The 21,129-nt window shown below is 68.8% G+C and carries 21 protein-coding genes; 13 read left to right on the top strand and 8 right to left on the bottom strand.

Annotated features, from left to right (window positions below):
- Positions 1–19: 19 nt before the first annotated feature.
- Positions 20–685 carry a class I SAM-dependent methyltransferase gene (locus nbrcactino_RS16680; protein ID WP_161928601.1) on the bottom strand — a complete coding sequence of 222 codons (666 nt, stop codon included), beginning with the start codon at positions 683–685 and terminating at the stop codon, positions 20–22.
- Positions 686–760: 75 nt separating this feature from the next.
- On the opposite strand from nbrcactino_RS16680, the gene nbrcactino_RS16685 reads away from it, so the two are divergent.
- A complete protein-coding gene (locus tag nbrcactino_RS16685) occupies positions 761–1,729 on the top strand; it encodes an NADPH:quinone oxidoreductase family protein (RefSeq protein WP_161928602.1) in 969 nt (322 codons plus the stop codon).
- Between the two features lie 5 nt (positions 1,730–1,734).
- Positions 1,735–2,877 (top strand): acyl-CoA dehydrogenase family protein, encoded by a 1,143-nt coding sequence (locus nbrcactino_RS16690; protein ID WP_161928603.1) that lies wholly within the window; start codon positions 1,735–1,737, stop codon positions 2,875–2,877.
- Between the two features lie 6 nt (positions 2,878–2,883).
- Here nbrcactino_RS16690 and nbrcactino_RS16695 read toward each other — a convergent pair whose 3' ends face one another.
- Both nbrcactino_RS16695 and nbrcactino_RS16700 read right to left on the bottom strand, forming a co-directional pair.
- On the bottom strand, positions 2,884–3,792 hold the full coding sequence (locus nbrcactino_RS16695; RefSeq protein WP_161928604.1) for an amidohydrolase family protein: 909 nt from the start codon (positions 3,790–3,792) through the stop codon (positions 2,884–2,886).
- A 37-nt stretch (positions 3,793–3,829) separates the two neighbouring features.
- Complete coding sequence (locus tag nbrcactino_RS16700; protein WP_161928162.1) at positions 3,830–4,807, bottom strand: NAD-dependent epimerase/dehydratase family protein; 978 nt, start codon at positions 4,805–4,807, stop codon at positions 3,830–3,832.
- Positions 4,808–4,981: 174 nt separating this feature from the next.
- On the opposite strand from nbrcactino_RS16700, the gene nbrcactino_RS16705 reads away from it, so the two are divergent.
- The 4 genes from nbrcactino_RS16705 to nbrcactino_RS16720 are packed head-to-tail and all read left to right on the top strand — an operon-like array spanning position 4,982 to position 10,056.
- Entirely contained in the window at positions 4,982–5,800 is an 819-nt protein-coding gene (locus tag nbrcactino_RS16705) for a lysophospholipid acyltransferase family protein (RefSeq protein ID WP_371864583.1), read from the top strand.
- Between the two features lie 4 nt (positions 5,801–5,804).
- Entirely contained in the window at positions 5,805–7,445 is a 1,641-nt protein-coding gene (locus nbrcactino_RS16710) for an AMP-binding protein (RefSeq protein ID WP_161928043.1), read from the top strand.
- On the top strand, positions 7,442–8,902 hold the full coding sequence (locus nbrcactino_RS16715; RefSeq protein ID WP_161928044.1) for a wax ester/triacylglycerol synthase domain-containing protein: 1,461 nt from the start codon (positions 7,442–7,444) through the stop codon (positions 8,900–8,902). The genes nbrcactino_RS16710 and nbrcactino_RS16715 overlap by 4 nt, the downstream gene beginning before the upstream one ends.
- Before the next feature lie 11 nt (positions 8,903–8,913).
- Positions 8,914–10,056, top strand: a complete 1,143-nt coding sequence (locus nbrcactino_RS16720) for an alpha/beta fold hydrolase (protein WP_161928050.1) — start codon at positions 8,914–8,916, stop codon at positions 10,054–10,056.
- A 134-nt stretch (positions 10,057–10,190) separates the two neighbouring features.
- On the opposite strand, the gene nbrcactino_RS16725 is transcribed toward nbrcactino_RS16720, so the two are convergent.
- The 5 genes from nbrcactino_RS16725 to nbrcactino_RS16745 all read right to left on the bottom strand — a co-directional run bounded on the left by nbrcactino_RS16725 (position 10,191) and on the right by nbrcactino_RS16745 (position 15,137).
- On the bottom strand, positions 10,191–11,522 hold the full coding sequence (locus nbrcactino_RS16725) for an alpha/beta hydrolase domain-containing protein (RefSeq protein ID WP_161928045.1): 1,332 nt from the start codon (positions 11,520–11,522) through the stop codon (positions 10,191–10,193).
- A gap of 2 nt (positions 11,523–11,524) precedes the next feature.
- A complete protein-coding gene (locus tag nbrcactino_RS16730; protein ID WP_161928046.1) occupies positions 11,525–11,923 on the bottom strand; it encodes a carboxymuconolactone decarboxylase family protein in 399 nt (132 codons plus the stop codon).
- Entirely contained in the window at positions 11,920–12,789 is an 870-nt protein-coding gene (locus tag nbrcactino_RS16735; protein ID WP_161928047.1) for an NAD(P)-dependent oxidoreductase, read from the bottom strand. The genes nbrcactino_RS16730 and nbrcactino_RS16735 overlap by 4 nt, the downstream gene beginning before the upstream one ends.
- Positions 12,786–13,523 (bottom strand): SDR family oxidoreductase, encoded by a 738-nt coding sequence (locus tag nbrcactino_RS16740; protein WP_161928048.1) that lies wholly within the window; start codon positions 13,521–13,523, stop codon positions 12,786–12,788. Before nbrcactino_RS16740 ends, nbrcactino_RS16735 begins: the two co-directional genes overlap by 4 nt.
- 147 nt (positions 13,524–13,670) lie before the next feature.
- Positions 13,671–15,137: an aldehyde dehydrogenase gene (locus tag nbrcactino_RS16745; protein ID WP_161928049.1), complete on the bottom strand. Its 1,467-nt coding sequence runs from the start codon at positions 15,135–15,137 to the stop codon at positions 13,671–13,673.
- Between the two features lie 97 nt (positions 15,138–15,234).
- On the opposite strand from nbrcactino_RS16745, the gene nbrcactino_RS16750 reads away from it, so the two are divergent.
- The 7 genes from nbrcactino_RS16750 to nbrcactino_RS16780 all read left to right on the top strand — a co-directional run.
- Entirely contained in the window at positions 15,235–15,834 is a 600-nt protein-coding gene (locus tag nbrcactino_RS16750) for a TetR/AcrR family transcriptional regulator (RefSeq protein ID WP_161928605.1), read from the top strand.
- 55 nt (positions 15,835–15,889) lie between these two features.
- Positions 15,890–17,104, top strand: a complete 1,215-nt coding sequence (locus nbrcactino_RS16755; protein ID WP_161928613.1) for a cytochrome P450 — start codon at positions 15,890–15,892, stop codon at positions 17,102–17,104.
- Positions 17,104–17,901 carry an SDR family oxidoreductase gene (locus tag nbrcactino_RS16760; RefSeq protein ID WP_161928606.1) on the top strand — a complete coding sequence of 266 codons (798 nt, stop codon included), beginning with the start codon at positions 17,104–17,106 and terminating at the stop codon, positions 17,899–17,901. Before nbrcactino_RS16755 ends, nbrcactino_RS16760 begins: the two co-directional genes overlap by 1 nt.
- Positions 17,902–17,914: 13 nt before the next feature.
- Positions 17,915–19,285 (top strand): cytochrome P450, encoded by a 1,371-nt coding sequence (locus nbrcactino_RS16765; RefSeq protein WP_161928607.1) that lies wholly within the window; start codon positions 17,915–17,917, stop codon positions 19,283–19,285.
- A gap of 11 nt (positions 19,286–19,296) precedes the next feature.
- Positions 19,297–19,488 (top strand): ferredoxin, encoded by a 192-nt coding sequence (locus nbrcactino_RS16770; protein WP_161928608.1) that lies wholly within the window; start codon positions 19,297–19,299, stop codon positions 19,486–19,488.
- A 47-nt stretch (positions 19,489–19,535) separates the two neighbouring features.
- Positions 19,536–20,111 carry a Cif family virulence factor gene (locus tag nbrcactino_RS16775; RefSeq protein ID WP_161928609.1) on the top strand — a complete coding sequence of 192 codons (576 nt, stop codon included), beginning with the start codon at positions 19,536–19,538 and terminating at the stop codon, positions 20,109–20,111.
- Positions 20,112–20,116: 5 nt separating this feature from the next.
- A partial coding sequence (locus tag nbrcactino_RS16780) for a hypothetical protein (RefSeq protein ID WP_161928610.1) occupies positions 20,117–21,129 on the top strand: 1,013 nt, incomplete at its 3' end.

A 21,129-nucleotide genomic window follows, 5' to 3' on the forward strand; every position in this document is an offset into this window, starting at 1 on the left:
TGTGGTGGTCGGCGATGCGTTACGCGCCGACGCGGCGCAGGACCCGCAGCGAGCCGTGCGCCGACACCTCCTCGAAGCGGCCCGAGTCGAGGGCTTGGCGGTAGATCTCGTAGGGCGGGCGACCACCGTCGGCGGGGTCGGGGAAGACGTCGTGGATGAGCAGGCCGCCACCGCGGCGGACCCACGGTGACCAGCCGTCGAAGTCGGCCTGCGCGGCGGCCATCGAGTGGCCGCCGTCGATGAAGACGAAGTCCACCTCGCGGCCCCACATCCGGGCGCCCATCGTCGACGAGGCGATCACGCCGACGACGGTCTGCTCGAGGCCGGCGTCGAACATCGTCCGGCGAAAACGTGCCGAGGTGTCCAGGGTGCCTGTGTGCGGATCGACCAAAGCGGTGTCGTGGTACTCCCAGCCGGGCTGGTGCTCCTCGGATCCGCGGTGGTGGTCGACGGTGGCCAGCAGAGCGCCGTGGGCCGCGGCGATCGCCCCGAGGAACACCGTCGACTTGCCGCAGTAGGTGCCGATCTCGACGCCGATCCCGACCGAATCCGGTTGTCCGAGAAAGACTCCCGCCGCCTCGTGCAGGGCCAGCGCCTCGTCGAGGGGGAGAAATCCGGGGGCCGCCAGCGCCACGTCGAGGCGCTCTTGGCTCAGGGTCGGCGGAAGGGTCGTCGCAGCATCCATGCGGTTGATCGTAGCCAAAGTTGAAACACGTTCCACCCCGCCCACTGCGGTACCCGCCACCTGTAGGGTGAGGCTATGAAGGCTCAGGTGCTGCGTGAAGAATCCGGTCCGGACGGGCTCGAGCTCGTCGACGTCGACGATCCCCGGCCCGGACCAGGGCAGTACCTCGTCGACATCAAGGCGTGCGGCGTCTGTTTCCCCGACGTCCTGATGAGCCACGGCAAGTACCAGATGCGCCCGCCGCTGCCGTTCACGCCGGGCACCGAGGTCGCCGGCGTGGTGCGCGAGGCGCCCGAGGGCGGTCAGTACCGGGTGGGCGACAAGGTGCTCGTGTTCGCCGGGATCGGCGGGTTCTCCGAGCAGATGGTCGCGGTCCCCGAGCAGATGCTGCCCCAACCCGAGGGCCTCAGTTTCGCCGAGGGCGCGGCCATGGGCATCAACTTCCAGACCGCGATCTTCGCGCTGAAGCTGCGCGCGCACACCGCCCCGGGCGAGGTGGTCGGCGTCCTCGGCGCGGCCGGCGGCGTCGGCGCGGCGTCGATCCGCGTCGCCAAGGCGATGGGCGCCAAGGTCATCGCCATCGTGCACCGCACCGGGGCCGAGCAGATGCTGCGCGACGCCGGTGCCGACGAGGTCGTGCAACTCACCGAGGGCTGGGGCGAGAAGGTCAAGGATCTCTCCGACGGCGGCGTCGACGTCATGATCGACCCGGTCGGCGGCGAGGTCTTCGACGACGCGCTGCGGACCGTCGCCCCCGACGGCCGCTACGTCGTCATCGGATTCGCCGCGGGCGGGATCCCGACGGTCAAGCTCAACCGGGTGCTGTTCCGCAACATCGACATCGTCGGCGCCGCGTGGGGCGAGTACATCCGCACCCACCCCGGCGTCCCGGCGATGCTGCATGACGAGCTCACCGAGATGATCGCCGACGGCCTGCGCCCGCCGGTCGACACCACCTATCCGCTCGCCGAACTGCCGCAGGCCCTGCGCGACCTCGAAGGCGGCAAGGTCTTCGGCAAGGCCGTCGTCGTGGTCGCGGACTGAGCACGATGCCGGTCGACCGCCTCCTGCCCACCGACGAGGCCCACGACCTCATCGCGCTGACCCGCGAGATCGCCGACAAGGCCCTGCTGCCGATCGTCGACGACTACGAGAAGACCGAGACGTACCCGGCGCAGGCCTTCGCCACCCTGGGCGAGGCCGGGCTGTTGAGCCTGCCGTACCCATCGGAGTGGGGCGGTGGCGATCAGCCGTACGAGGTGTACCTGCAGGTCCTCGAGGAGATCGCGGCGCGCTGGGCGGCGGTCGCGGTCGCGGTCAGCGTGCACAGCCTCGCCTGTCACCCGCTGATGGCCTTCGGTTCCGACGAGCAGAAGCAACGCTGGCTGCCCGACATGCTCGGCGGTGCCACCATCGGCGCCTACAGCCTCTCCGAGCCACAGGCCGGATCGGATGCCGCGGCGTTGGTGTGCAAGGCCGAACCGGTCGACGGCGGCTACTCGCTCACCGGCACCAAGGCGTGGGTCACCCACGGCGGGGTCGCCGACTTCTACAACGTCTTCGCGCGCACCGGCGAGGGATCCAAGGGTATTTCGTGCTTCCTGGTCCCCAAGGACACCGAGGGCCTGGCCTTCGGGCAACCCGAGGAGAAGATGGGGCTGACCGCGGTCCCGACGACGGCCGTGTTCTACGACGCGGCGTTCGTTCCCGCCGAGCGGCGGATCGGCGACGAGGGGCAAGGATTGTCGATTGCGTTCAGCGCACTGGACTCCGGTCGGCTCGGCATTGCGGCGGTGGCCGTCGGTATTGCGCAGGCAGCTCTCGACGAGGCGGCCGCCTACGCCAACGAGCGGACCGCGTTCGGCTCGGCGATCATCGAACATCAGGGGCTGGCGTTCCTGCTGGCCGATATGGCTGCGGCCGTCGACTCGGCCCGGGCGACCTATCTCGACGCCGCCCGTCGACGCGACGCCGGGCTGCCGTATTCCCGACAGGCGTCGGTCGCCAAGCTCATTGCCACCGACGCCGCGATGAAGGTCACCACCGACGCGGTCCAGGTCTTCGGGGGTTACGGCTATACCCGCGACTACCGCGTGGAGCGGCTGATGCGCGAAGCCAAGATCACCCAGATCTTCGAGGGCACCAACCAGATTCAGCGCCTGGTGATCGGCCGCACGCTCGTCCAGAAGTAGCCCGGCTCAGAGCCCGAACAACTGCGCGGCGTTGTCGTGCAGGACGCGGCGCAGCCAGTCGTCGCCGAGGTCGAGCCGGATCAGCGCCTCGATGCCGTGGGCGTAGCGGTAGGGGATGTTGGGGTAGTCTGATCCCCAGAAAACCTTGGCGCCCAAGGCTCTCACTCGGGGCAGTGCCTCGCGGGGGTACGGCGCATCCGCTTCGGCGAAGTCGGTGAAGCTCATCGTCGTGTCCAACCCGATGTTCTCGTAGCGCTCCGCGAGGTCGAGGAAGTCGAGGTACTCAACGGTCCCCATGTGCGCGATGATCAACCGCAGTCCGGGGAACCGGGACAACACGTCGGCGACCGGCCCGGGGCCGGTGTGCCGACCCGGCGCCGGACCCGAGCCGCAGTGGATGATGACCGGCAGGCCGGCGTCGGCGACGAGTCCCCAGACAGGGTCGAGCAGCGGGTCGGACGGGGAGAAGTCGCCGACCTGCACGTGCACTTTGAAAATGCGCGTCCCCGCCTCGATCGCCGCCGCGGTGTACTGCGCCGCGCCGGGCTCCGGGTAGAAGGTCGAGGTGTGCAGGCAGCGCGGCTCGCGGGCGGCGAAGTCGACGGCCCACGAGTTCAACCACGCGGCCATGTCGGGTTTGTGGGCGTAGATCATCGACGTGAACGCGCGCACCCCGAACGCCTCGAGACCGTCGACGCGGGCCTGCTCGTCGGCGCGGTAGGTGATCGGCCAATCCCGGCCCAGCAGCGGGCCGGCCGAGTCGAAGTAGGCCCAGACCTTGTCCATCACATTGCCCGGCATGAAGTGGGTGTGGATGTCGATCACCCCGGGCAGCCCGAGCGGCTCCCACAACGCTCGGACAGCAGCGGCGTCGGCCGGGGAGAACGGTGTCGTCACGTCATCGTCGGAACACACGGACCCAGACTAACCCCGCCCCGGCGGGCGGGTCGGATCAGTCGTCGTCGAACACCGCGTCGATCGTCTCGGTCGCCGGCCGGAAGGTGGCGCCGAGCGACGCCGCGGCGCTGTTGTCGGGGATCGGCGGGTAGAGCAGGTACTGGGCGGCGGATTCGCTGAGTTGGTCGACGCCGGCCGGGACCAGCGAGCGGAAGCGGTCGGCGAGCCGGCCGATCCCGAGCAGCGCGCGGTTGGGGATCGGCACGTAGCGGGTGTGCCGCCCCGAGGCGTGGCGCAGCGCCCGGGCGAGGTCGGCGCCGATGATCCGGTGCCCGCCGGCCAGGATGCGGCGCGGGCCGTGCCCGGGTTCGAGCAGGCGGACGTGCAGGTCGGCCAGGTCGCGGACGTCGACGAGGGTCAGCCCGGCGGTGCGGCCCAGCACCCCGACGCCGGCGAGGGTGCGCACGCCGTCGCCGGCCTCCCCGCGGTGCCCGGCGGCCGACGGGCCGGCGACGCCGGTGGGGTAGACGATGGCGACGGGTGCTCCCTCGTCCTGCAGCGAGCGGACGTAGACCTCCACCGCGGTCTTGGCCTGCCCGTAGGCGCCGGCGCCCCCGGTGACCGGCAGGTCGCCGTGCATGACCGCCGTCGTCGGGGTCCACAGCGCGGCGATGCTCGACACGTGCACGACCGGGTCGATGCCCGCCCGCACGGCCCCGCCGATCACGTTGCGCGCGCCCGCGAGATTGCGCTGCACCAGGGCCCGCTCCCCGTCGGCGTCGGTGCCGTGCAGGGCGACCTCGGCGGCCGCGTGCACCACGGCGTCGCAGCCCTGCAGGGCCCGGGCGACGCCGGCCTCGTCGGTGATGTCGCCGACCACGGCGTCGTCGGCGTCGAACCCGAAAAAGGCTGCGGCGCGGGCCAGCTTGTCGGGGTTGCGCACGAGGAAGCGGATCTGGTGGCCGCGGCGGGCGATCGCGTCGGCGGTCCAGCCGCCGACGAATCCGGTGGCACCGGTGATCAGGACGCGCACGGCGGTCTCCTCTGCGGTGGGCGGAACGGCTGGTGGTCTCGGATGGCGGATCCGGGAAACGTGCTCTATTCTAAAACTAGAACACGTTCTAGTTTCCTCGATGGCCCGCGGGCCGCCGATGGTGAAACGACAATAAAGAGCAGGGAGTCGATCGATACGAAGGGGGTGGCGACCGTGGCCGAAGACAAGTCGCAGCCGGTGCCGGAGAAGGGCTCGCAAGCCCGCTGGGACCCCGAGTGGGTGGCCCGCGTCCTACCGCTGCTCAAGACCATCGCCAAGGTCTACTTCCGCTCCGAGGTGCGCGGGATGGACAAGGTGCCCGACGGGGGAGTGTTGCTGGTCAGCAACCACTCCGGCGGCATGGTCGCCTACGACGTCCCGCTCATCGCGGTCGCCTTCGCCGACGAGTTCGGCGCCGACCGACCGTTGTGCACGCTGGCCCACGACCTGGTGTTCCTGGGGGCGGGAGACACCATCTTCGGCAAGTTCGGCTTCCTGCGCGCCCATCCGCGCAACGCCGTCGCCGCGCTGCGCGAGGGCATGGCGACGCTGGTGTTCCCCGGCGGTGTCTGGGACGCGATGCGGCCCACCTCGGCGTCGGCGAAGATCAACTTCAACGGCCAACAGGGTTACGTGCGCACCGCCATCATAGCAGGGGTGCCGATCGTCCCCATCGTCACCATCGGCGGCCAGGAGACCCAGCTGTTCCTCAACGACGGCGCGGGCCTGGCCAAACTGTTGCGGCTGGACAAGCTGATCCGGGCCACCCGGGCGCCGCTGACCTTCGGCTTCCCCTTCGGGCTCACGCTGGGCATGCCGCCCAACGTGCCGCTGCCGTCGAAGATGGTGACCCAGGTGCTCGACCCCATCGACATCACCGCCGAGTTCGGCGAGGACCCCGACATCGACGCCGTCGACGAGGAGATCCGGTCGCGGATGCAGGCCGCCCTCGACGAACTCGACCGCGACCGTCGATTCCCGATCATCGGGTGAGGCCATGACCGCGTTGCGCAACCGACTCAGCCACTACGCGTGGATCGTCCGCGTCTTGGTGTCCAGCGGATTCCTCACCCTGCTGCGCCCCGACCGCTACCTGCGGATGGGGTTGTCGTTGCGCCGCCAGGGCGGGACGAACGCGGTCAGCGGCATCGGCCTCGCCGCCGCCCAATACCCCGACGCCGTCGCCCTGCACGACGAGGCCGGCTCGCTGACCTGGGCGCAACTCGACGCCCGGGCCGACGCGCTGGCCGTCGGGCTCAGTGAGTCGACCGTCCGGCCGCCGCGCACCGTCGCGATCATGTGCCGCAACCACCGCGGCATCGTCGAGGCGATCGCCGCGACGATCCGGTTGGGCGCCGACGCGGTCCTGCTCAACACCGGGTTCGCCGGGCCGCAGCTCGCCGACGTCCTCAAGCGCGAACAGGCCGACATCCTCATCGCCGACGACGAGTTCGCCGGCCTCATCGACCATGCCCGCCAATCTGATTCGGGCCTGCGGTGCCTGTGGTCGTGGCAGGAGGGGATCGGCCTGCGCGCCGATCCCGGCACCGTCGAGCACCTCATCTCCTCCCGGATGGGGCAGCGCCCGGCGCCGCCGCGCAAACCCGGCCGGATCATCCTGCTGACCTCGGGCACCACCGGCACCCCCAAGGGCGCCAAGCGCGGCGCCAGCGGATCGGACGTCTCGTCGCTCGCGGCGATGCTCGACCGCATCCCGTGGCGCGGCGGGGAGACGACGGTCATCGCGGCCCCGATCTTCCACGCCTGGGGCTTCGGCCAGATGGCCATCTCGTCGACGATGCACGCGACGATGGTCATGCGTCGCCGGTTCGACCCGCAAGGCACGCTCGACCTCGTGCGCGACCACGGTGCGAGCGGGCTCGCCGTCGTCCCGGTGATGCTCGAACGGATCATGGACCTGCCCGTCGATGTGCTCGACGCCAAGCCGATGCCGACGCTGCGGTTCGCCACCGCCAGCGGGTCGCGGATGCGCGCGGAATCGCTCACCGCCTTCATGGACCGCTTCGGCGACGTGGTTTACAACAGCTACAACGCCACCGAGGCCGGTCTGATCAGCACCGCGACCCCGGCCGACCTGCGGATCGCCCCGGACACCGCCGGGCGGCCCATCGCCGGCACCCGGGTGCGGATTCTCGACGACGATCGGCGCCCGCTCCCGGTCGGCGAGATCGGCGTCATCGCGGTGGCCAACGAGTCGGCCTTCGACGGATACACCGGCACCGAGACCAAGGACTACGCCGACGGCTACATGCTCTCCGGCGACGTCGGGCGGATCGACGGGAACGGCCTGCTCTACGTCGTCGGACGCGACGACGAGATGATCGTCTCCGGCGGCGAGAACGTCTACCCGCTGGAGGTCGAGCTGGTCCTCGACGCCCACCCGGGGGTGGCCGAGGTCGCGGTGATCGGCGTCGACGACGAGAAGTTCGGCCAGCGGCTCGCCGCCTTCGTCGTGCGGTCCGGCGGTTCCGACGTCGATGCCGACGCGTTGAAGGCGCACGTGAAGAGCCAGCTCGCCGGGTACAAGGTGCCGCGCGACATCCATTTCATCGAACTGTTGCCCCGCAACGCCACCGGCAAGGTGCTCAAGCGCGACCTCACCGAGGAGGGACGATGACCGGACTGCAGCGACTGTCGGGCAACGACGCCCTGATGCTCAACATGGAGAATCCGACGACGCCGATGCACACCCTCAAGGTGGCCATCGTCGACCCGTCGCGGCGCGGCCGCCCGATCACCCTGGACGAGCTCGTCGACGTACTGCCCCACTACCTCGGACACTTCCCGCGTGCGACACAGCGCGTGGAGGCGGCATCGGCGACCTACTCGGCGCGCCCGTTCTGGGTGGCCGACGAGAACTTCGACGTCAGCGCCCACCTCGACGAGCGGACCGCAGCCGCCCCCGGCGATCGTCGGGCGCTCGACACAATCCTGACCGAGCTGTCCGTCGAACAACTCGACCGGTCGCGGCCGCTGTGGGCGCTGACCCTCGTGAACGGCCTCGCCGACGGCCAGCAGGCCATCGTCGTGCGGGTCCACCACGCCGTCGCCGACGGCTTGGCCGCCCTCAACACGTTCATGACCGCCACCGCCGAGCGGGGCGGCACGGTGGCGCCCGCCCCGGTCGGCGACATCGAGGCGGTGCAGCGCGAAGAACTGCTGCGCACTGCGCGCGCCGAGTCCAAGAAGCTCTTCCGGGAGGTGCCCAAGGCCACCGGCCGGCTGGTCAAGGGCATCGTCACCTCGCGGCGGTTCGAGAACCGGCACCTGGTGCCCAAGCCGATGGAGTCGTCGCGCAACAGCTTCTCCGCACCCAGCGGCGGCGAACGGCGTTGTGCCAGTGCGAGTCTGCCGCTCGCGCAATTCCAGCAGATCGCCGTCGCCACCGGGACCACCGTCAACGGCGCCCTGCACGGGGTGATCGCCGGGGCCAAGCGCGCCGAGATGATCGCCCGCAGCGAGGACCTGCGCTCGCCGGCGGTGACGGTGTTCGGGGTGGCCGCCGACATGGCGTCGACGCGCACCGCGGGCAATGAGATCTCCACCGCGCTGGCCTATCTGCGCACCGACATCGCCGACCCGGTGCAGCGGCTGACCGCGACCGCGCAGAGCTGTGCCGCGGCGGTCACCAAGCGGCGCAGCATCGGCTTCGAGCTGACCGACCAGATCGCGGTCTACACCGGCCGCACCGGCCCGGTGTTCCGCAAGCTGGCGGCCCCGGTCACGCCGCGCGTCGTCAACAACATCACCACGGCCAACCTGCCGGGTCCCCGTGAGACCCGCTGGGTGGGCGACATCGAGGTGGTGGACTGGATCTCGTTCGCGCTGGCGATCGCGCCGGCCGACGTGAACCTCACCGCCTACAGCTATGCCGGCCGGATCAGCATGGGGCTCATCACGACGCCGGAGTCGATGCCCGATCCGGAGGGTTTCCTCGACCGCGTGCGCGAGTCGCTGCACGAAGTGCGCACGGCGTTGGTCGAGCGGGGGATGTTGGCGGCGCAGGACGCCGACCAATCAGCGGCCAAGCCGCCCACCAATCCCGCGGCGAAGCCGCCCAAGAGAGTCGAGTAGCCATCGTGGGTCTGACCATCTGGGATACGACTGTGGCCCGCGTGGGTCTGTTCGCCAACGTCGTGCCGCGGGCCGTCGCCAGTGCGCGCGCGGCGAAGAACGGCGATGAGCGCCTGGGCATTCCGCCGTCGAAGGTCGGCGCGCGCACGGTGGGCGAGTCGGCCGTCGACGAGCTGTTCGTCGCCCTCAACTCGGTGCTGCGCGACGTGTCGGAGATCGACGACCTCGCCGCCGCGGTGCAGCGTTGCGACGCGGCCGCGCCGGTGCTCACCGAGCTCGGGGTCACCGGGGTCAACCGCCCCCAGCCGGTGCCGACGATCTTGCGGCGCAGCCGCAAGCGCTTCACCACGACGGTCTACGACCACGTCGACTTCAAGCTGGACGTCGACCTGCCCGAGCCGATGGCCGCCTATGCGCCCTACCTCGACGGAGTGTCGTCGGCGCGGGTGCTGGCCCACGAGGAGCCGGGCCGGCGCTGGATCATCTGGGTGCACGGTGCCGGGCAGGGCCGTCCCGACGACATGTTCTCGTTCCGGGCCGCCCACCTGCACGAGAAGCTGGGATACAACGTGGTGCTGCCGGTGCTGCCGGCGCACGGCGCACGGCGGCACCCCAACGTCGCCTTCCCGGGTTTCGACCCGTTGGAGAACATCGCGGTGACGATTCGGGCGGTCGCCGAGATCCGGGCGCTGGTGTCTTGGATCGGCGCGCAGGATCCGGCCGAGGTGACCATTGCCGGGACGTCGCTGGGCGGACCGTTGGCCGGACTCGTCGCCGGGTTGGAGCCGTTGGTGTCCTCGGTGTTGGCGTTGGTGCCGATGCTCGGCGTGCACACGACGCTGGCCCACCACATGGACCGGGTCGGCAAGATCGGCCGGGAGGCGGCCGCGCTGCTGCGCTCGGACAGTGTCCGAGCCGTCTCGTCGGTCGTCGACCCGCTGGCGGTGACGCCCTATGCGGAGCCGGACCGGAGGTTGGTGATCGCCGCGCTCAACGACCGGGTGACCTGGGTGACCGCGGCCCAGAAACTGCACCACCACTGGGGTGGCCGGATCGAGTGGTACGCCGGCGGGCATGTCGGCCACGTGTTCTCTGGCCGAGTCCGCGAACTCACCGACGAGTTCTTGGCCGAGGCCGCCGCTGCGACCCCCTAATCGCCGACTGGGCCCTCTTTCCCGCCGACTGGGCCCTGATCTTCGTCGACTGGGCCCTCATCTTCGTCGACTGGGCCCTCTTTTCCGCCGACTGGGCCCTCGATCTCGTCGACTGGGCCCTCGATGAGCGACGCTCAAGCGTCTTTGACGGTCTCGGTTGCTTCGACGACAAGGTCGGGTGTGGCCTCGCCAAGAACCTCGTCGCGGTCCTCGGGCACGATGAATCCGGCCGCGATCGCGGCGTCGGTGGCGTCGGCGTAGCTGCGCAGGTAGTCCGACGACGAGCGGTAGCGCTGGGCGAGCACCTCGTCGGGAATCGGGTGGGTTGACCCGAACAGCAAACAGATCCGCGAAACGGGTTCGGGCACAATGCCGCTCAACACCTGGGTCGGCACCTCGACACACGGGGTGCGGACCCCGCCGCGAACGTTGCCCACCTCGTCGGGAACGAACGCCGGGTCGTCAGATCCATTGAGCTGCAACGGCTCTGCGGAAGGCGGCGGGTCGCCGCCGCGGGCCCAGCGATCCAAATGTCGCAGTGCCGCGCGCAGCACGAACCGCTGTTGGCTGCGGTTCACCGGATCCGGGCAGCCGAGGAATTCTTCGAATGGTCCGATCTGTGCCAGGTCGGCATGGGCGGCCCCGGCCACCTCCCACACCCGCAACGAATCCGAATCTGATTGTCGCGCAAGGTAGTAGCGGAAGTTGGTGAGCAGATCGGTCTCGGTTTGCACGACGAGGACCGGCGCCCCGACGTCGGGGATGCTCGTCGGGTCTCCGGAGAACGCGACGGAGATGTCGGCCGGGCCGCCGATATCCCCGAGGGGGAGTCCGGCAACCGCCCGACTGTGGACCAGGTAGCCGTCGAAGACTTTGTGCACCGGCGCGAAGGCCGACACGTAGGTCGTCAGGGCCATCGCCGACTGCGATTCGCCGACCGCGAGGATGCGGTCGACGATCAGCCCACCCAGCGGCCCGCCCGGCCCCCGCAGCGCGGCGGCTACCGCGGCGAACAGGTCGTAGCAGTACGCGTCGCCCGGGTGCTTCATCTGGGCGTACCGCTGCGGGTCCTTCGCGGCAAGGCCGCTCGGACCGGCATCGACCTCGACCGACCCGGTGCCGCCCTCGACGCCGGTGTACTGCGCGGACACCCCGGCCCACGCGTGGCCGGCCCGGACCAGTTCCTCTGCGACGTAGGTGTATTCCGGTGCCGCGTCGGCTCCGCTGCTCACATTGAGCCATTCGACGACGAGGGTGCCGCTGAACGACTCCGGCGTGCTCGGCCGGCGGACGAGGACGCGAGTGGTGAACTCGGCCGGCGGGGCCTCGCCGTCCCGCGTGAGCCCGGACACGACGCCGGTAGCGGCGTACTCGGTCTCGGTGTAGCCGTGCGCGGCCAGGTCGGGGCCCGGCGTTGCGCTCATGAGGGAATGTCCGGCACCGCCGGTGAGTTCGACGAAATCCACGGTCAGTCCTGCTTCTGCGCCTTGCGCCAATTCTTGATGGCGGTGCCGAAGACGGTGTTCATCTTGGTGCCGACCGGCCAACCGGCGTAGTAACAGAGGAACAGGGCGATCTCCTCGAGCTGCTCGGGGGTCAGCTCCTCTTTGCCCAGTGCCGCCCCGGCTTGGATCTCCGCGACGTCGACGTGGCCGTTTCCGGCCAACAGGCCCAGGAGCAGCAGCCGACGATCACGGTCGGTGAGTGCGTCACGCGTCCACACCTCGGCGAACAGCTGATCGGCGGTGTGCGCGAAATGCAGTCCGGGACCGTCGGACATGTCCCAGCCGTACACCTCCGACATCTTCGCCACACCGCGCTTGCGGTGCTCGGTGCCCTCGCCGCCTACGGCGGTTCCTGAACTCATGCGTTGACTCCTTTGTCTTCGGCATCGGGAACACCGAATCCCGACGCGAGGTTGGCGCGGGCGATGGTGCCCAGGGGAAGGTCGACGTCGAGCTGGCGGCCCAAGGCCAAGGCCAGATCGAGATCCTTGCTGCCCAAGTTCACCACGTGGGTGAATACGCCGTACCAGAAGTCGTCGGGATCGATCGGTGCGGTGGTGTTGCGCAGCATGATTGCCCCGGCACCGCCGGTGATGGCGTCGGTGTGGCGCACCACTTTGCCGAGTTTCTCGATGTCGATCCCGGCGGCCTCGGCCAGGCGCTGTGCCTCCGACGCCGCATTGAATGAGATGAAATGCAGGAGATTGCGCGCCAGCTTCATCCTGGTGCCCGCGCCGACCTCGTCGCCCGCGTGGACGAGCATGTCGCCGGCCAACTTGAACGGCGGCTTGATCTGCTCATAGGCCTCCCGCGGTCCGCCGACCATGATGGCCAGCCGACCCTGCTCGGCGCCGGGTGCGCCGCCGGAGATGGGAGCATCCATCAGGTGGACACCCTGCTCCGCGCAGGTTGCCGACAGCTCAATCGCTGTCTCCGGGCTGATCGTCGAATGGACGGTGATCACCGTGCCCGACTTGGCCGTCGTGAGCAGGTCGCCGACCACCGAGCGCACCTGCGCGTCGTTGACGACGCAGATCCCGATGACGTCGGCCTGTTCGCCGAGCGCGGCCAGCGAGTCGGCCTTGGCTGCACCCTTCTCGACCAGCTTGGCGACGGCCTCGTCGGACAGGTCGAAGACGGTCAGGCCGCCCGGCCAGGCGGCGAGCCGCCCGGCCATCGGGCCGCCGATGTTGCCCAGGCCGACATATCCCAGACGAACGTCGCTCATGGTCGGTAGACCTGCCCGCCGTCGACGTTGAAGATCTGGCCGGTGATCCAGTTGGCCTCGTCGGAGAGGAGGAACTTGCACATGCCGACGTGGTCCTCCGGCTTGCCGAATCGCTTGAGCGGCAACTGCTTGACCATGTCCTCGACCATTTCGATCGGGGTGGTGGTGCGGGTCGCCTCGGTGTCGGTGGGCCCGGGGGCAATCGCGTTCACGCGGATGTTGTTGCCGCCCAGTTCGGTGGCGAGCTGGAAGGTGAGGTTGTTGATGCCCGCCTTGGCGAGGCCGTAGAAGCCGCTGTAAAGGTAAGCGGCGGTGGAGGACTGGTTGACGATCGAGCCGCCGTCCTTCATGTGCGGGTAGACCGCGCGGGTCACCGCCAGCGCCCCGTCGAGGTTCACGCTCATGAACTTCTTGTAGTAGTCCCACGGCACGGTGATCAGGAAGTCCAGCTTCATCCCGCCGTAGATGGCGGCGTTGTTGACCAGGCCGTTGATGTTGCCGTAGCGCTCGACGGCGGCTGCGGCGAGTGCCTCGGCGGATTCCGGGTCGGAGACGTCGGTGTGCACGTACAGACCGCCGATGTCGGCGGCGACCTTCTCGCCGGCCTCGTCGTTGAGGTCGGCGACGACGACGTTGGCGCCCTCTTCGGCCAGGCCTCGGGCGTAACCCTCGCCGATGCCGCCGGCGGCGCCGGTCACGATGATGGTCTTGTTGTCGAAGCGTCCTGAACTCATTGGGTTGTCCTATCTATTGGGTTGGTTGGGTTGGTGTGGATGGGATTGAGGGCCCACTCGACGAGATCGAGGGCCCAGTCGACGAGATTGAGGGCCCAGTCGGCGGGAATGAGGGCCCACTCGGCGGGAATGAGGGCCCAGTCGGCGTCATGCCGGCCTCGCGACGGCCTTGGACTCGAGGTATTCCTCGAAGCCGGCGACGCCCATCTCGCGGCCGATGCCCGACTGCTTGTATCCGCCGAACGGGACGTCGGCGGCGTACCAGATGCCGCCGTTGACTCCCATCGTCCCGGTGCGAACCCCGTTGACGACGTGGTTGATCCGCGTCTCGTCGGTGCCGTAGACCATGCCCGACAACCCGTACGGGGAGTCGTTGGCGATGCGGATCGCGTCGTCGTCGCCGTCGTGGGGGATGATCACGAGGACCGGGCCGAAGATCTCCTCCTGGGCCACCCGGGCGGAGTTGTCCAGGCCGGAGATCAGCGTCGGTTCGACGAAGTAGCCCTTTTCCTTGCTCGCGGGCCGACCGCCGCCGATCTCGACGGTGCCACCCTCGTCGACGGCGAGCTTGATGTAGCTCTCGACGCGCTCGCGCTGCTTGGCCGAGATGAGCGGACCGCAGATGGTGCCCGGCTTGGCCGGGTCGTCGGCGGGCAGGCCGGCCATCGCGTCGCGCGTGGCGGTGATGGCCTCGTCGAGCTTCTCGCGCGGAACCAGCAGGCGGGTGGTGATCGCGCAGCCCTGGCCGGCGTGGGTGACGACGTTGAACGCCGCCATCGAGCAGGCGCCTCGCAGGTCGGCGTCGTCGAGGACGATGAACGCGGACTTGCCGCCGAGCTCGAGGAACACCTTGGTCAGGGTTTCCGACGCGGCCACCATGACCTTGCGGCCGGTGGCGGTGGACCCGGTGAACGACACGATGTCGACGCGGGGGTCGCGCACCAGCTGCTCGCCCAGCGCGTGATCCGACGAGGTCACGATGTTCACGACGCCTGGCGGGAAGTCGGTCTCCTCGGCGATCACCTTGCCGACCAACGCCGCGGCCCACGGGGTGTCCGGGGCGGGCTTGAGGACGACGGTGCAGCCGGCCGCGAGGGCCGGGCCGATCTTGGCGAAGTTGATCTGGTGCGGGAAGTTCCACGGCGTGATCGCCCCGACGACGCCGGCCGCCTCGTAGCGGATCTCGCGCACGTTGGGGATCCCCATCGGCTTGGCCTCACCGAGGTCTTGGGTCCACTGGTAGTTGTCGGCGAGATCGGCGAAGTAGCCGAGGTCGTTGACCGGGCCCTCGAACTGCGGCCCGCCGGTGAGGAAGCTCGGGCAGCCGATCTCTTCGGTGGCCAGCGCGCGGAACTCCTCGGAGTGGGCGAGCAAGGCGTCGCGCAGCTGGCGCAGACAGGTGGCGCGGAAGGCGTGGTCGCGCGACCAGTCGGTGGTGTCGAAGGCGCGGCGGGCGGCGTCGATGGCGGCGTCGAGATCGTCGGCGCCGGCGTCGGCGGCCTGGCCGATCACCGCCTCCGTCGCAGGATTGACGATGTCGAAGGCGCCAGCCGATCCGGGGACGAGTTTTCCATCAATGAGCAGTTCGGAGCTGGTTTCCGGGCGCAAGGCCATGGGTTTCTCCCTTGTCGGAGGTCTGGATAACACTGTCTGGTCCATCGTCTGGACACCTGTCTAGACGTGAGTACGAATGTAGTGTAGCGTGGCTCACATGTCCACTCCTGCACCCACCTCGGTTTCTCAGGAATCCACTCGTCGCCGGCTCTCGGCCCAGCAGGCCGAGACGGTCGCCAAGCTGACCGACGCGGCCGTCGAGGTACTGCGCACCGAGGGCTTCGACGGCCTCACGGTCCGCGCGGTCGCCAAGCTCGCCGGCGTCGCCCCGGCCACCGCGTACACGTACTTCAGCTCCAAGAGCCACCTCGTGGCCGAGGTGTTCTGGCGCCGCCTGGCCGAGGGAGTCCCCGAACCCGATCCGGAGCTGTCGACCACCGACCGCGTCGTCGCGCTGCTGCGCTCGGTCGCGCTCATCGTCACCGGCGACGGCGACCTCGGCGGCGCGGTCACCGTCGCCCTGCTGGGCACCGACCCCGACGTCGAGCACCTGCGCCTGCGCATCGGCGGATTCATCCGCCGCCAGCTCGCCGCGGCGCTCGAGGTCGACCCCGAGAACCCCGGCCCCGTCGTCGAAGCGCTCGAAATGCTTTATGCCGGCGGCCTGGTCCATGCCGGTATGGGCCACATGTCCTACGAGGACACCGCCGACCGCCTCACCGAGGCAGCGCTACTCATCATGCGCGACAAGCGATAACCCGACCCACCCATTCCCAGCCCAAGGAGAATCCGTGAGCACGACCATCGCGGGGATGCAGCACCAGCTGCCATTCGACCCGTACGCCTATGACTTCCACGAGGATCCGTACCCGACCTATGCCCGGCTGCGCGCCGAGGCGCCGGTCTACTACAACTCGGACCTCGATTTCTGGGCCCTGTCGCGGCACGAAGACGTGCGCAACGCCTTCCGCAACAACATCGCGCTGTCCAACGCGTGGGGCGTCTCGATGGACCCGAGTGCCTATGGACCGGATGCATCGAAGTCGATGTCCTTCCTGGCCATGGACGACCCCAAGCACATGCGCATCCGCAAACTGGTGTCCAAGGGCTTCACCCCGCGGCGCGTCAACGAACTCGCCGACAACATCCGTGCGCTGACCAAGCAGCACTGGGACAAGTGCCTGGAGGCAGGCGAATTCGACTACGTCACAGACTTCGCCGCCAAGCTGCCGATGGACGTGGTCAGCGAACTGCTCGACGTCCCCCTCGCCGACCGCGCTTACCTGCGCGAGCAGTCCGACCTGCTGATCCACCGCGAAGAGGGTGTCCTCGACATCCCGGAGGCCGCCGTCCACGCCTTCCTGGGCCTCTACACCTACTACACGAATCTGCTCGCCGACCGTCGCAAGAGCCCCGGCGAGGACCTGCTGTCGGCGCTGCTCGACGCGGAGGTCGTCGACGAAACTTCCGGCGAGAACGTCAAGCTCACCGACGAGGAGATCGTCGGGTTCATGTTCCTGATGGTCGTCGCGGGCAACGAGACGACGACGAAGCTGTTGGCCAACGCCGTCTACTGGGGCTTCCGCAACCGCAGTCAGCTCGACCGCGTGCTCGCTGACCCCGACATCGTCCCGCTGTGGACCGAGGAGACCCTGCGCTTCGACAACTCGACGCAGATGGTGCTGCGCCGCGTCGTGGAAGACGTCGACTTCGGCGGCACCGTCATCCCGGCCGAGCACCGCGTACTGCTCCTCGTCGGGTCGGCCAACCGCGACACCGATGTGTTCGGCGACGACGCCGACCAATACATCCTCGGGCGCGACGTCGCGCAGAACCTGATGAGCTTCGGCCTGGGCACCCACTTCTGCCTCGGTGCCCACCTGGCCCGGCTCGAGAGCAACATCGGCCTCGACGGGGTGGCCCGCAGCGTCCGCGACTACGAACTCGACCTGGACAAGGCGGTGCGCGTGCACTCGGTCAACGTCCGCGGGTTCGCCAACCTCCCGATGAAAGTGCAGGCCCGCTGATGCCGAAGTTCCAACCGCACCCGGAGCGGCGGCCGGTGTTCGTCGCCGGCGCCTCGTCAGGCATCGGCGAGGCGACCGCGCGCTGGCTCGGCGCCGCGGGATACCCCGTCATCCTCGGTGCGCGCCGCGTCGAGAAGTGCAAGGAGATCGGCGAGTCGATCATCGCCGACGGCGGTGAGGCCATGGCGGTCGCGCTCGACGTCACCGACAACGACTCCGTCGTCGAGGCAGTGCGAGAAGCCGAAAGTGCCTGGGGGCCAATCGAGATCGCGATCTCCGGGGCCGGTGACCTCGGTATCGGCCGCGCCCACGAGATCCCCGTCGAGAAGTGGGCCGAGCAGATCGACATCCACCTCGTCGGCGCCTTCCGCCTCTACCGGGCGATCGTGCCGGGCATGATCGAGCGGCGCCGCGGCGACTTCGTGTTCATCGGCTCCGACGTCGCGGTCCATCCGCGGCCCTGGTCGTCGGCCTACGTGGCGGCCAAAACCGGCGTCGACGGCCTGGTCGCGACCGTCCAGATGGAACTTGAGGGCACCGGCGTGCGCGCCAGCATCATCCGCCCCGGCCAGACCATGACCGGGATGGGCATGAACCTCGACCAGGGCGAGACCGAGGCGATGCTCAACGACTGGATCGCCTTCGGCCTGGCCCGGCACGGCAACTTCCTCGCCCCCGACAACCTGGCGCAGGCCATCGGCGCGATCGTGGCCATGCCGCCCGGCGCGCACATGCGCGTCGTCGAGGTCGAAGCCGAGGGCAAATTGACCAAACTTCCCCAGCCGCAACAGCAGTGAAAGGTGTGAACCGATGACTACCACGACAATCCCCAGGCGGGTCTCCGGCGGCGATGGCGAACACGGCCACCTCGACGACCTGACCAACGACCCGATCGGCCTGTTCTGGCGCGTCCGCAACGAGTGCGGCGACGTCGGGCTGTTCCAACTGGCCGGTCGCGAGGTCGTGCTGGTGTCGGGGGCGAGCGCGAACGAGGAGTTCTTCCGCGCCCCCGACGAACTGCTCGACCAGGCCGCCGCCTACCCGTTCATGACCCCGGTGTTCGGCGAGGGCGTCGTCTTCGACACCAGCCCGGAGGAGCGGTCCAAGGCGCTGCACAACCAGGCGCTCAAGGGCGCCCACATGAAGCAGCACGCGGTGACCATCCCGAACGAGGTCGAGCGCATGATCGCCGACTGGGGCGACGAGGGCGAGATCGACCTGCTCGAGTGGTTCGGCGAACTGACCCTGTACACCTCGTCGTCGTGCCTGATCGGCAAGAAGTTCCGCGAGAGCCTGAACAAGCGGATCTCGGAGATCTACCACGACCTCGAGCGCGGCACCGACCCGTACGCCTACGTCGACTACCACGCCGACATCGAGAGCTTCCGCCGTCGTGACGCGGCGCGGGCCGAGCTGGTCAAGTTCATGGCCGGCGTGCTCGACGAGCGGCAGGCGAACCCGGAGACCGACAAGGAGAATCGTGACCTGCTCGACGTGCTCGTCTCGCTGAAGAATGAGGACGGCTCGCCGATGTTCAGCGCCGACACCGTCACCGGCATGTTCATCTCGATGATGTTCGCCGGGCACCACACCACCCAGGGCACCTCGGCGTGGACCCTGCTGGAGTTGCTGCGCCACCCCGACTTCATGGCCGAGGTGGTCGCCGAGCTCGACGACATCTACGAGGACAAGGGGGAGGGCAAGCCCGAGTACTCGTTCGCCGCGATGCGCCAGATCCCGTTGCTGGAGGCGGGGATCAAGGAGGCGCTGCGCCTGCACCCGCCGCTGATCATCCTGATGCGACTGGTCCGCGAGGACTTCGAGATCGAGGACACCCTGGTGAAGGCCGGGCAGCTGATCGCGGTCTCGCCGGCGGTGAACAACCGGCTGCCCGAGGACTTCCCGACGCCCGACTCGTTCGACCCCTACCGCTACATCGACCCGCGCCAGGACGACATCATCAACCGCTGGACGTGGATCCCGTTCGGCGCCGGCCGGCACCGCTGCGTGGGCGCCCAGTTCGCGATGATGCAGATCAAGGCGATCTTCTCGGTGTTGCTGCAGAACTACGAGTTCGAGCTGTCGCAGGACCCGGAGTCCTACCACAACGATCACTCGAAAATGGTTGTGCAGCTGGCCCAACCGTGCCGGGTCCGCTACCGCCGCCGGCAGCGCGACTAGGCGGTTCGACGATGAGAATCGAAGTCGACCTGGACCTGTGCCAGGGGCACGGGATGTGCGAGATGGAGGCTCCCGATGTCTTCGAAGCCCAGCGCGACCACGTCCTGATCCTCAATCCGACGCCCGACGACAGTGAGCGCCCGGCCATCGAAGCGGCCGTGCGCTATTGCCCGACCCAAGCCCTGCGGATCGTCGAAGACTGATGCACCGGCGACCGCAAACCCCCACCAACAAAAGGAAACGACCGACCATGACCGAGATCAGCGCCTCCACCAGCCTTGGCCCGTTCGACCGCGCCGAACTGGAGGAGATGAAATCGCGTTGGCTGGCCGCCAACATCGAAGCGGAGAAGGCCGGCGACTGGAAGCCGCTCGCCTCCTACTACGCCGAAGACGCCACCTACGGCTGGAACTACGGGCCGAACAAGGACTTCATGGCCGTCGGGCGCGACGAGATCCGCGACCTGGCCTTGGGCCAGGAGATGGAAGGCCTGAACGGGTGGACCTACCCGTACCAGACCTGGGTCATCGACGAGAAGACCGGAGACATGATCGGCCTGTGGAAGCAGGTCTACGAGCGGACCCGCGAAGACGGCTCGAACTACGCGCTCGAGGGCATCCAGGGCAGCTGGTTCAAGTACGGCGGCAACTTCGAATTCGCCTGGCAGCGCGACTTCTTCGACTACGGCAACGTCAGCGCCCTGTTCATCGAGCTGATGACCGATAAGGCGATGAGCGACGAAATGCTTGCGCGCGTGGAAAAGTCGGCACCGGGGAACCTGCCGGGGTGGTACGACTTCGGCAAGGCGCCGGTCAAGTTCTGGTGACGACGATGACCGACACAGCCCCTCTCGGTCGTTCTGGATACGCCGACTTCACCGCGCCGCAGCTGGCGACGCTGGTGCCCGAACTGCTCCTCTCCGGGCAGTTGATCGACCGCAGCGGCATGGCACATCTGATCACCGCCTTCGGCCGCGAGGGCATGACCCAGGTCGCCATCGAGGAGTGGATGGCGGCCAGCCCGGTCTACACCGGGCGGATGCGTGCGGCGCTGGGGATCGACGGCGACGGCGTCGTCGACATGTTCAAGTGCTTGCAACTCGACATCGGCGCGCCGCCGCAGTTCATGGACTTCCGCTACGTGGTGCACGACGAGTACCACGGGGGATTCATCCTCAACCACTGCGGCGCGTTGATGGACGTCGAGCCGATGGGCGACGACTACGTGACGTCGATGTGCCACGACATCGAGGACCCGACGTTCGATGCGACGGCGATCGCCACCAACCGTCGGGCCCGGATCCGACCGGTGCACCGACCGCCGCGGGTGCCCACCGACCGGCATCCGCACTGCGAGTGGACGGTGACGATCGAGCCGGACCGCGAGGAACTGCCGCTGCCCGAGTTCACCATCCCGGTACTCGAAACCGCCGCGGCCACCGTCGAACTCAGTCCGATCGATCCGACGGCGACCGACGGCAAGGTCGACTACCGGGGCGACCTCGTCGAAGACCTGGTCTTCGGTGAGTTCTCCCGGGGCGCGCTGCTGCGCATCGCCGAGGAGGTGGCGCTGCAGCACCACCTGCTGGCCATCGGGTTCCGGCTGTCGGTGCTGCGCCGGGCCGGGGACGAGACGGCGCGCGAGATCACCGGCAAGCAGTTGATCGGCATTTCCGGGATGACCTCGGAGCGGTTGCGCGACGCGCTGTCGATGGGGGACAGTGCGTCCGATCTCGCGACCGTGCTGCGCGCCCATCCCATCCTGGGTCCGCGCCAGTACACCGGCGTCGTCGTCGAGGAGGTCGACGGTGCGGGGGTGCGGATCCGGATTCCGCAGGATTCGCC

The sequence above is a fragment of the Gordonia crocea genome, assembly GCF_009932435.1.
In the GTDB taxonomy this organism is placed as follows: domain Bacteria; phylum Actinomycetota; class Actinomycetes; order Mycobacteriales; family Mycobacteriaceae; genus Gordonia; species Gordonia crocea.